At 66.3% G+C, this 10,912-nt stretch carries 9 protein-coding genes; 6 read left to right on the top strand and 3 right to left on the bottom strand.

Features of this window, described 5'->3' with window-relative positions; all coding sequences use genetic code 11:
- Window positions 1-298, top strand: a 298-nt coding sequence (locus tag VGF64_11250; GenBank protein HEY1635326.1) for a serine hydrolase, incomplete at its 5' end; no start/stop codon positions are given.
- 35 nt (window positions 299-333) lie between these two features.
- Here VGF64_11250 and VGF64_11255 read toward each other — a convergent pair.
- Window positions 334-696 carry a nuclear transport factor 2 family protein gene (locus VGF64_11255; protein ID HEY1635327.1) on the bottom strand — a complete coding sequence of 121 codons (363 nt, stop codon included), beginning with the start codon at window positions 694-696 and terminating at the stop codon, window positions 334-336.
- A 206-nt stretch (window positions 697-902) separates the two neighbouring features.
- Here VGF64_11255 and VGF64_11260 point away from each other — a divergent pair, with 206 nt between their 5' ends.
- Window positions 903-1,721 carry a MerR family transcriptional regulator gene (locus VGF64_11260; GenBank protein HEY1635328.1) on the top strand — a complete coding sequence of 273 codons (819 nt, stop codon included), beginning with the start codon at window positions 903-905 and terminating at the stop codon, window positions 1,719-1,721.
- Between the two features lie 59 nt (window positions 1,722-1,780).
- On the opposite strand, the gene VGF64_11265 is transcribed toward VGF64_11260, so the two are convergent.
- Window positions 1,781-4,039 (bottom strand): prolyl oligopeptidase family serine peptidase, encoded by a 2,259-nt coding sequence (locus tag VGF64_11265; protein HEY1635329.1) that lies wholly within the window; start codon window positions 4,037-4,039, stop codon window positions 1,781-1,783.
- Window positions 4,040-4,261: 222 nt separating this feature from the next.
- Between VGF64_11265 and VGF64_11270 the strand changes: the two genes are divergently transcribed.
- On the top strand, window positions 4,262-5,071 hold the full coding sequence (locus VGF64_11270) for an SDR family oxidoreductase (protein HEY1635330.1): 810 nt from the start codon (window positions 4,262-4,264) through the stop codon (window positions 5,069-5,071).
- Window positions 5,072-6,396: 1,325 nt separating this feature from the next.
- Window positions 6,397-7,029, top strand: coding sequence for a lysophospholipid acyltransferase family protein (locus VGF64_11275; protein ID HEY1635331.1), 633 nt, complete (start codon window positions 6,397-6,399; stop codon window positions 7,027-7,029).
- Between the two features lie 103 nt (window positions 7,030-7,132).
- On the opposite strand, the gene bluB is transcribed toward VGF64_11275, so the two are convergent.
- Entirely contained in the window at window positions 7,133-7,759 is a 627-nt protein-coding gene (bluB, locus tag VGF64_11280; GenBank protein HEY1635332.1) for a 5,6-dimethylbenzimidazole synthase, read from the bottom strand.
- Between the two features lie 207 nt (window positions 7,760-7,966).
- On the opposite strand from bluB, the gene VGF64_11285 reads away from it, so the two are divergent.
- Together VGF64_11285 and VGF64_11290 are read left to right on the top strand one after the other, a co-directional pair.
- On the top strand, window positions 7,967-8,758 hold the full coding sequence (locus VGF64_11285; GenBank protein HEY1635333.1) for an alpha/beta hydrolase: 792 nt from the start codon (window positions 7,967-7,969) through the stop codon (window positions 8,756-8,758).
- A gap of 253 nt (window positions 8,759-9,011) precedes the next feature.
- Window positions 9,012-10,487, top strand: a complete 1,476-nt coding sequence (locus VGF64_11290) for a sulfatase-like hydrolase/transferase (GenBank protein HEY1635334.1) — start codon at window positions 9,012-9,014, stop codon at window positions 10,485-10,487.
- Window positions 10,488-10,912 lie beyond the last annotated feature (425 nt).

A 10,912-nucleotide genomic window follows, 5' to 3' on the forward strand; every position in this document is an offset into this window, starting at 1 on the left:
GAATCACCTGCCCTCCGGGAGGGAACTGCGCGACGTCGCTCTGCCGGGCGGCTATGGCGAGGTCGGGTTTGACGGCGCAGGTTTCGGGCTCACGGTGGCCGTCGGGCTCGGGCCGGCGCGCTCGGGGGGCGTCGGACCCCCCGGTGATTTCATGTGGGGCGGTGCCGCCTCCACGATCTTCTGGATCGACCCGACCGAAGATCTGTTCGTCGTCTTCATGACTCAGCTCATGCCGTCGGCGACATTCGACTTCCGCAGCCAGCTTCGGGCCCTCACGTACGGAGCCGTCTCGGACTGAATTGATCGGAGACGGCGGACTTCCGGTGACGGGAGTCAGGGCTCGATGGTGAGGTTCTTGATGAGCCCTCCCTCCAGGGTGAACTGGAAGCGGAGGTCGACCTCACCACCAGGGAAGTCTCCTTCCAGGTGATTGGTCACGACATAGCACGAGAGGTCGGTCCGGTCAGCCGAGATGAGCTCAACGGTGTACGTGTACTTGGTCGCCACCTCGGTCATCCAGTTCTCAGTGGCCTTCGCGCCCGTGTAAGTCTTACCCTCGTCGATGACCACGGCGTCGGCCGCGAAGGCGCTGAGTGCCCTGGGTGTGTCCTTGACCTGGCGGGCGTCCAGGTAGCGGGTGATCGCCTCGGGCAGCTCGGCGGGGTCAATCGCTTCAGTCTGTTGTCGGTCGTTCATCGGCTTCTCCTGAGGCTGCCCGATGCAGTGGGGCCTGGTGCTCGCGGGCGGTCACGCGACTCGGTTCGTGTATACGCTGACTCCGCTCGGTACTTCGTTCACCATGAAGCCTCCCCCAGGGGGAGAGTCAAGTCCCTTCGGCCATCTGCTCGGCGTGCCCGGCGATCGGTTGACACTCCTTGGAGGGGAAGGTTCACACTGCAGTGATGCCTGCGACGCTGACCATCGGGGACTTCTCCCGGATCACGCACCTCAGCGTGAAGACGCTGCGCAGGTACCACGAGGTCGGGCTGCTCGAGCCCGCCGAGGTTGACCCCCAGACTGGCTACCGCTACTACGCTGCCGCCCAAGTACCCACGGCCCAGGTGATTCACCGGTTTCGCGAGCTGGGGATGCCGGTGCGTGAGGTCGCGGACGTGGTTGCCACCAACGACCCTGAGGCACGCGCTGCTTTGATCGCCCAACATCTCGGGCGGCTCGAGAATCAGCTCGATCAGCAAAGGGCTGCTGTGTCGTCCCTCCGTCGCCTGCTCCAACCCGACCCTCCCCCTATGGACGTCGAGCTTCGACGAGTGGAGGCGACCACTGTCGCGGCTGTGGTTGCCACGGTAGAGCTGGACGAGATTCTGGCCTGGTACGGCGAGGCCATGGGTGCGCTCGATCGGACCCTCGGAGCCGCCGGGGTGAGTTCGGTCGGTCCTCCCGGCGGTCTGTACGACAACAAGCTGTTCACCGAGGACCGGGGCGAGGCCGTCGTCTATATTCCGGTCGCAGATGCCCCCAGGCTGGGACGCGTCCGGCCGTTCGTCATTCCCGCCGCAGATCTGGCCATCACCGTGCACCGCGGCTCGCACGACGACATCGACGTCTCGTATGGGGCCTTGGGTACCTACGTCAGCGAACACGCCCTTGGCGTGGCCGGGCCCGTCCACGAGATCTACCTGATCGGGCCGCGCGACACCGACGAAAGGAGTTCATGGCGCACCGAGATCGGCTGGCCGGTCTTCCGCACTTCCGCCAAGTGAGCACTTCAGTGCCTACGGCCCAGCATCCGGGCGTCGGGCGCGAGCCCAACTCAGACCCGCTACCCGAGGCTGATCGTGTGGCTGCCGGTGGGTACCGGCACGGCAATCTGGCCCGACGCGGAGACGGTTCCCACTCGCACCCCGTCGAGACCCACCGGGAGGCCAGGTCCGGCGCGTAGGAGCGTCACCGTCACGGGCCCGTCGGTGGTCACGGGCAACGCTGCGCCCCTGCCAGCGGGGATGCCTGCCCGGACGATATCGACGCCGAGCGAGCCAACGTCGGACAGGCGCAGCGTGATCATGGGTCGGAGCGCGGGCTGGGCGCCGTAGACCCAGCTCTGCTCGGTGACCACGGCAGGGAAAGGGTCGCCGGGCGCCAGGACTCCGGTGCTGGTTACGGGCGTGATGGCCGGGTTGGGCAGGGCGGACGAGACGGCATCCAGCGTCGCGACGGTGCCAGGCGCCACAGTCCGACCTCGGGTGTCGCGTAGCCAGTACGCTCCCGTCGAACCGATCCCCAAGTCCGGGCGGTCCAAGTCCGGGTACCAGTCGTAGGTGACGTGGGCCGGATTGTCGACCCGAGGCGGTCCGCTCAGGTGAGCGGCCTGGTCGGAGAAGCCGTCAAAGAACGGGTACACGAGGTGGTCGGCAGCCGGGTACAGCTCGTAGCGGTAGCGATAGCCGAGCGACGCGAACTTCTGCATGTCGGGTATCTCGCCCGGGAGCGGCACCAGCTCGTCGGCGGCACCCTGACTGATCACGTACGGGAGGTTGCGGGCGCTGGGGATGACCGGGATGCTGTCGCCGTCGGTGCTGCAGTGGCCGGGGCCGGCAGCCCCGGCGGCGCCCGGGAACGCCCGGAGTCCACAGATGACCGGGCCCTCGAGCACGACGGCCTTGGCGAACAGGTCGGGATGGGCGAGGCCGATCTTGTACGTCCCCCAGCCGCCCATCGAGTACCCGGAGATTGCGGTGCGCTCGGGATCGAGCCGGTAGCCAGACGCCAGACGGTTCCACACCTCCCAGAAGTCCAGCTCCGCCTCGTCGAAGTACCACCCGTCCGTGCCCCGGCCAGCTGTGGTGGCGCAGATGGAATCGCGTTGCTGGCACGCCTCCTGCACGAACTTCGGGTCTAGGGAGCCGTACTGGTTCCAGTTCTCGTCCAGGGAGTGCAGGATCCAGGTGAGCGGGAGAGGCTTCGAAGGCGTGTAGCCGGTGGGGACGTAGACCGCGTAGGGCTGCACCCGGTTGAGCAACCCGGGACGTAGGTCTTCTTGTCCATTGGGCATGAAATGGACGCCCTGGCCGAGCTCGATGGATGACACGTACCAGCGGTTGGTATAGCCAGTCGGCATCGGCTCACCGGTGGTCGTGTGCTGACCGAGGGCCCGCCAGTCGACTGTTGCGGCGAAGGGGCTGATGTCGCCGCTGGCCAAGGCGTTGGCTTGCCCGCTGTCCATCCAATAGTTGTTGACCTCGGGCTCCTGGGTGTAGGCACGGAAGCCGACGTCGTACACCGCCGGTTCACCGGGCAGGGCGCCGTTGCTCGGGGTGACCGGCTCGAAGCCGTTGCCGCTCGGATTGGCGAGGCCTGCGACGAGGCGCACGTTCCACGTGCCGGCCGGATCCATGAGCGAGCGGGGCACGAATACCGTGAACGAACGGGCGCGGGTGTCGACGCTCGATCCGGACAACGCCGTTCGCGCACCGCTGGCCACGTTGATCAGCCACGCCCCCTTGGCCGAGACGAGGAGTGCCTTGTCGATCCCGGGCGAACGGACTCCCGCTCCCGCCGGCCACGCGCTGCCTCCGGTGGTCGCCGAGTTGTCGGTGTCGAGGGCGAACTCGGCGATAGGAATATTGGGGTCGTTGAGGGTGGTCCAGTCGACCCGCCACCAGCTGCCGGCGGCGGTCAATCCGACCGCGGTACGAAAGATGTTGGCCCCGTTGCCAGCGGCGGGGCCATCAGGGTAGCGGTAGGTCCCGACCGACGAGGCCAGGGGAGCCTCCGTCCCCGCCCCCGGGAGGCCCCTGGCACCGTGGTCGTCGTAGAGAAAGCCCGTCCATTCGAAGGCTCCGTCCATCAACCGGCCGGTGCCGTCGGTGTGTGAGAAGCGGTCGGGGAAGGGCCAGTTCTTCGGCGCGGGGAGGGACGGTTCGGGTCGGTACGCGGCGGGGGGCATCCCTCCGGAAAGGCCGGTGGGGACGGCGGCGGTGTTGGGCGGTTTGCTGGTGGCCTGGGCTGGGGGAGCTGCCAGGCAAGCGCTGAGGGCGGCGATGGCTGCGACGGCTACAGGGCGGCGGACGCAACGACGCACGCGAGTAGGTTCGCCGGGGCATGTCCGATTCCTGCACAGTCACTGACGCCTACCTGGTCAGCGTGCTTCAGAACCTCCAAGGGTGGACTGAGGCGACGTGGCGTCGGCGATTCCGAACCCGAGGACAGTGTTCGGCTGCCTGCTCAAGTCTGAGAAGCTGCGCCGGTAGGTCGTCAATTGGCAGAGTTCCATCCGAATCGGAATCCCCAGGAGCCACGCACCATGAGCCAACTGTCCATCGCTGACCTGTTCTCCGTCGCCGGCAAGACCGTGCTCGTCACCGGCGGATCACGGGGGATCGGCGAGATGATCGCCGCCGGGTTCCTCGCCAACGACGCCACGGTCTACATCAGCTCACGCAAGGCTGACGTCTGCGACGCCACCGCCGCCCGGCTCAGCGAGTCCCACAACAACCGCTGCACGTCGATCCCCGCCGACCTGTCCCGTCTCGAAGACGTCGACAGGCTCAGCGAAGCGGTCCGCGGTCGGGAAGAGCACCTCGACGTCCTTGTCAACAACGCCGGTGCCTCGTGGGGAGCACCGGTGGACGAATTTCCCGAGAACGGGTGGGACAAGGTGATGGACACCAACGTCAAGGGCGTGTTCTTCCTCACGCAGCGACTTCTCCCGCTGCTCCAGGCCGCCGCGACGCCGGAGTCGCCCGCCCGCGTGATCAACATTGGATCGATCGACGGCATCCGGAACCCGGCGTTCGAGAACTACTCCTATGGGCCGTCGAAGGCCGCTGTCCACGCCCTCACGCGCCAGCTCGCCGCCACCCTTGTCAAGCGCAACATCCTCGTCAACGCCATCGCCCCCGGACCGTTTCCGACGTGGATGCTCAGCACCGGCGTGGGAACCGGCGGCGACGTCGAAGCAACCGACTGGGAAGCGGTCGGCGCGGCCGTGCCCCGCGGGCGCGTCGGGACGCCCGAGGACATCGCCGGAACGGCTCTGTTCCTTGCTTCCCGAGCAGGCGCGTTCACCGTTGGCGAGATCATCACCTGCGACGGCGGCATCGTCGTCGCCTGACCGGAGCTAATCTCAAGATGAGCGTCGGCTGCACGTCGGTGTCTTCGGGAGCGTCATCTGTGCCATGACTCGTGCCCTGACGGAGGGAGCTGGCCGACCGCGGGGCTGGCTTCAGGTAGCGAGGGTGGCCCAGGGCCTGGAGTCGGGTAGCGGGGACCAGGTCCGTAGTCGAAGGTGATCGGCAGGTCCAACTTCGGAAGAGGAGCCCCGCTCGGAGGCCCAGGGTACACAGGCGCTGACGCCGGCGGTGGATCAGCCACAGTTGACACCGGCGGCGGCGCCGGGGCTCGATGTTGACCCAGGGCGCCTCTGAATCCGGCATTCATGAGCGCACCCGTCACCGCCACGGCGAACGCAAGAGGCAGGACGCTGACACGCCGAGGGCGCCGCTTGCCAAGAAACCCGGCGGTGCGGCTCAGGAGGGCACTAGCCGTGGCACCTGTCCACACCAAGAATGCAAGCAGTAGAGTCATATATACGTCCTCCCTTCGCGACGTACAAGGGGCTGACCGGCGGATCCGTTACGACAGCAAGCACCCCGACCAGCGGGAGTGGCCCACAAAGTCGATCTCGGCCAATCCCATGCGGGCGGAGATCCGACCAAGGCGTGGTCGACCGCCCAGCGACGGACGTCAGCTATGCGCCGGTCGCGACAACGATCGCCGCAAGCAGCATCACCACTGTCGGTATCCCAACAGCGAGCGAGTACCTAGCCGTCGCTGGGTACCGAACCGCGATACCGACGACTGGGTCAAACGGACCTGAGAATCCGAAACTGCCAGCTTGTTACGGGCTTAGCCATTTGCCGCGTCATCGCTGCACACCCCCTCAAATCCGGGTTCAGGATGGCCGGCTCGCTTCTGCCGTAATCAACTCATTATACCCAGGGAGCGGATCAGAACACAGACGCACTGGGCTGAGCGTGCTGCCCTCGTTTTGTCCTCGTTGAATTCGGGGTATCAATAACCCTGGCGGGCACTGGGAGGGCGCCCGCATGGGGCAGGGAGTGGGAGGGCAGATACAGGTGTCTGGCAACCCGTTCAAGTTGCACCGGTTTCTCAAGTTCGAATCGGCCCGTCCGGTGCTAGTCTTTGGGAACGGCATACAGGCGGAGCGAGCCAGATTGGCTTTCGCCACGTATTTCCATCTTGCGGGTCGCTCGGCGGAGCGTTTGCCAATGGGGGTATTGGGTGGCCGCAGCTGTCGGGCTAGCCATCTCGTTGAGTTGACTCGCTGGTAGAGCCTGGTTCTGAGGGTCTGGCTCTCCAAGGCCCACAGCCCCAATCGGGGATCTCCGGGCGCCTGCCCACGAGGAGGACGCAAACATGTTCTATTGGCTGCTCAAGACGGCGCTTACTCCCGTTCTGCGGCTCTTCTACCGGGTCCGCGTGAACGGCCTCCAACACGTCCCGGAGGCCGGTCCGGCCATCCTTGCCAGCAATCACCTGTCATTCTCGGACTCGATCTTCCTGCCTCTGGTGCTGCGACGTCGGATCACCTTCGCGGCCAAAGCCGAGTACTTCGAGAATCCGAGGACTGCCTGGATATTCCGGGCTCTGGGCCAGATCCCGGTCAAGCGAGGAGGGGGCGTCGCCGCGCAGCGGGCGCTCGACTCAGCCAAGGAGATCCTCGACGATGGCGGGCTCTTCGGCATCTATCCCGAGGGAACGCGCTCTCGTGACGGCCGCCTGCACAGAGGTCGGACAGGCGTCGCTCGTCTCGCCATGGAGTGCCGGGTCCCGGTGTTGGCGGTAGGCATGGTCGGCACCGCCGAACTTCAGCCTGTCGGCCGGACTCTCCCGCACGTCTTCAAGCCGGTCGAGGTCAACATCTCCCAGCCGGTCTGCCTCGACGACGATTCTCTTGAGCAGACGAGCAGTTCCCAGGCGCAACGAGAGATCACCGATGACATCATGTTGGCGGTGGGGCGCCAGTCGGGTCAGGAGTACCTTGCATAGATCGGGGAGCGGCGCAATAGTGAGCGGCTCCCACGGCAAGGCCGCTGTCACTGTCCCGTCGGGCCCGTCGATCACGCCGCCCGTGGTGACCAACGTCCCGGTATCACCACCTCTCGTGGTGGATCGCCTCACTCAGCGCCCGACGGTGTGCCCAGCGGTGGCGCTCGAGGTCGGGTGTTGCCTCCAGGTGGCTGACCGGTCCCACGCAGAGCCAAGCGACGGGGCGGATAGGACCTGGGATCCCGAGCAGCTGGGCGACAAAAGGCTCCCGGTAGAACGAGACCCACCCCACCCCGAGGCCCTCGGCGGTCGCCGAGAGCCATAGGTTCTGGATGGCCAGGCAGGTCGAGTACAGCCCGGCATCGTCGATTGCGTGACGTCCAAGCACGCCAGGCTGACCGCGCTCAGCGTCGTAGGTCACGACGATGGCGAGGCTCGATTCCAAGATGCCGTCGATCTTGATGTCTTTGAACACCAAGGCGCGGTCGGGGTCGAGGCTGGCCTCGAACTCCGCGCGCTCGGCTTGCACGTGCTCGGCAAACGCGTTCCGGGTGTCGGCGGCCTCGACGACGATGAAGTCCCAGGGCTGGGTTAGGCCGACGCTCGGCGCGGCATGGGCAGCTGCCAGCACGCGCTCCATGAGCGCTGCGGGGATCGGCTCGCCAGTGAACTGCCCTCGCACATCCCGACGTCGATGGATCGTCTCATAGAGGCCGGCCTTGCCATCCACAATGCTCCTCGGGACTCCTTTTCCGCGCCAACGTTGTTTCGCCGAGATGGTCTCAGCAGCGGGCACATCATTCTGTGAAGAGTGCCCGCGGTCGAGCAAACCAGGCCCGTCCTCGTCTGGGCGACCGACTTGGGGCGGATGCCGAAGGCGAGGGGGAGTTGAAGTGCGATGACAGCGCCCCGTATGCTCCGGCGCACTCTGGCCCGGATGAGGGAGGCACGTCCTCAGCTTCGATCTCGACGGGGGACCGTAGGAGGTGAAGTGGGAACCTTTGTCCTGGTGCATGGGGCAATGCATGGAGGTTGGTGCTGGCGTGGTGTGCGACAGCGTCTGAGCGCAGCCGGCCACGAGGTCCACACCCCCACACTCACCGGTCAGGGTGATCGGCGCCAGTCACTGACGCCCAACGTGGGCCTGGAGGCACACGTGACCGACTTGACGGATCTCCTCTGGTTCGAGGATCTGCGTGATGTCACGCTGGTCTTGCACAGCTACTCCGGGCTTCTTGCCGGGCCAGTCGCTGAGCGGGCCGGGGAGCGCCTGTCCGCTATCGTCGCCCTCGGCGCCCTCATTGCGAGGCCGGGACAGTCCATGCTCGAGATTGAACCGCCCCAGGTGGCCGCCCGGTATCGCCAATCGGTCGAGACCGATGGCAATGGATGGCTGCTTCGTGCGAGCCCCGCTTTTCTCGCCCAATGGGCAGTGCCCCAACTCCTCCACGAACTCGTTGGTCTACGCCTAACCGATTTTCCGCTCCGATGCCTGAGCGACCCGGCCGTCTTTGACCCCTCGGCTCTCGCCGCTCTGCCGCGTACGTATGTCTGGCACACCGACCCCCCGCTTGCCAACCTCGAAAGATCGAGGGCGGTCGCCCAGGCGGAAGGGTGGGAGCTTCGGGAGCTGCGATCGGGACACGACATGATGCTCGAGGCGCCGGAGGAGACGGCGGCTCTTCTTGAGGATCTGTGCGAGCAGGCCGCGGGCCGGTCGATGTCGTAATAGGACCGAGGTATCGCCGGCCGCGCGCCTCCGAGATCGCAGCGATCCGGTCACGACCTGAAGGGGTCAGAAAGTCGGTCGCGTTCGACATCGATGGCGATGGCCGCCGCTTGCGGGCCCGGAGGCGCGCTCCGAGCGCCTCCTACGCAACGCCGAGGGCGTTTGGTGCTGGGTTGGCCGGTCTTCGTGCGCTACCGGGTGGGACTCGCTAGCCTTCGACGGGCAGCGAGATCGCTGGATTTCAGGGGGGTCTATGCCGCCAGCAGCGCAGAACATCGTCCTCATCATGTCGGATCAGCACCGAGCCGACATGATGGGCTGTGCCGGTGACAAGACGGTTCTCACCCCGGCACTCGACTGGCTTGCGTCCGGCGGTGTGCGCTTCTCGCGGGTGTCGTGCCAGGGCCCGCTGTGCATGCCCGCACGGGCGTCCTTCATGACCGAGCGCTATGTTCGCGATCACGGCGTGTACACCAACTGGGCCCAGATCGCACCCGACAGCCCCACCTACGTCGGGGCTCTGCGGGCGGCCGGGTACCACACCACACTCTTGGGCAAGGCTCATCTCTATCGGGACGAGAACCTTCCCGCCGGCCACATCGACGACTTGGCCGGCCGCCTGGAGGCGCTCGGCTTCGCCGAGGTGGAGGAGACAGGCGACAAGTTCGTGCCGAACGTCCCGAACCGATATACGGACTTCCTGGCGGGACAAGGCCTGCTCGAGATCTACAAGCGCCACATCGCCGAACGCAGCTACCAGGGCGACAATGAGAGCGGGCAGAACGCCACCAAGAGCGTCCCCATGTGGGACTCGACGCCGTTACCGGTACCGCCCGACGCCTACATCGACACCTGGCACGGTGCGCAAGCGGTCCGCTGGATCGAGCAGTACGAGCGTGAGGACCCGTTCTTCTTCTTCGTCGGCTTCCCGGGCCCGCACGACCCGTGGGATGCCATAGCCGAGGCTGTCGGCAGGTACCGGGGAATCGAGATCTCGATGCCATTGTCGACGGTGCGTCCCGTGATCGAGGGAACTGGCCGCTACGGGGACCTGCTCAACTCGTTTCTCTGGCTGTCCGATTCCGAGACGATGACCGTAGATGCCGTCCGCGGCATGCGGCGCGCCTACTCTGCCGACATCACGGTCATCGACGATGCCATCGGACGCATCGTGGATGCCCTGGCTCGAACAGGCCGACTGGACGACACCTGGGTCATCTACACGAGCGACCACGGCGAGATGGCTGGCAGCCACTCGATGCTCTCCAAGTGCGTCCTCTACGAGCAGGCGGTTCGAGTGCCATTGATCGTCCGACCTCCGGGCGGATGCGCGCCACAAGTCATCGATACGCGGGTGGAGCATTTCGACACGGCCGCCACGGTCCGGGCCATCGCTGACGCTCCGCCCGTCCCGAACGGTGAAGGGCGCTCTCTGCTCGGGTGCCTGGAGGGGGAGGACCTCGAGCCTCGAGCCGTGTCGGTGAGCGAGAACTGGGGATTCGCCGCCTTCGAAACTGACCGCTACAAGCTCGTCGTCGATGAAGATGCGCTCGCGCCGTGCCAGCTCTTCGACTTGATCGAGGACCCGACCGAGGACCACAACCTGGCGTCCGACCCCCACTGCGCACCAGTGGTCGAGGAGCTCATGGAACTACACGTGCGGTCTTTCTTCGCATCGCCCCCAGCCCGTCCGCACCCGAGCATCTTCACCGGAGGCGCCTGGGACTAACGTGGTCATCGAGGGTACGAATGCGGCCGACCTCGTCATCGGGTGGGTCGTCTCGGGATCGACCTTCTGACCATCCGGGGGCAGCGCTGCGCAAAAGGCCCTGGTCGCAGGTCTTTTTCGAGCGTAAGGGGCTCAGTAATCCGCCGTGGCCGCCGGCCCCGATCGCCTTCCGCTCCCGCTCCGTCGTGCCGCGCCCACACGTGTGCATTCACGCAGCGGGGTAGCCATGGTGTGTTACCGTCCCGGTGAGAGGGGACGGGCCACGGCGGTCAGAGGCCCAAGGCCGATTCGAGGCGGGTACCCGGCGAGGTGGAGCCCAAGGTGCGTATCCAACGTTGGAAGGCTGGTGCAGGCGCGGCGGCGCTCGGTCTCGCGCTGTCAGCCTGCGGTACCGGGGTCCACGTCGTGGCCTCGAGCACCGCCAG

It is taken from the genome of Acidimicrobiales bacterium, assembly GCA_036491125.1.
Classification (GTDB): domain Bacteria; phylum Actinomycetota; class Acidimicrobiia; order Acidimicrobiales; family AC-9; genus AC-9.

Coding starts and splice junctions, on each gene's coding strand:
- VGF64_11275 (HEY1635331.1), top strand. CDS start 6,397: ATGTTCTATTGGCTGCTCAAGACGGCGCTTACTCCCGTTCTGCGGCTC.
- VGF64_11285 (HEY1635333.1), top strand. CDS start 7,967: ATGAGGGAGGCACGTCCTCAGCTTCGATCTCGACGGGGGACCGTAGGA.
- VGF64_11270 (HEY1635330.1), top strand. CDS start 4,262: ATGAGCCAACTGTCCATCGCTGACCTGTTCTCCGTCGCCGGCAAGACC.
- VGF64_11255 (HEY1635327.1), bottom strand. CDS start 696: ATGAACGACCGACAACAGACTGAAGCGATTGACCCCGCCGAGCTGCCC.
- VGF64_11290 (HEY1635334.1), top strand. CDS start 9,012: ATGCCGCCAGCAGCGCAGAACATCGTCCTCATCATGTCGGATCAGCAC.
- VGF64_11260 (HEY1635328.1), top strand. CDS start 903: ATGCCTGCGACGCTGACCATCGGGGACTTCTCCCGGATCACGCACCTC.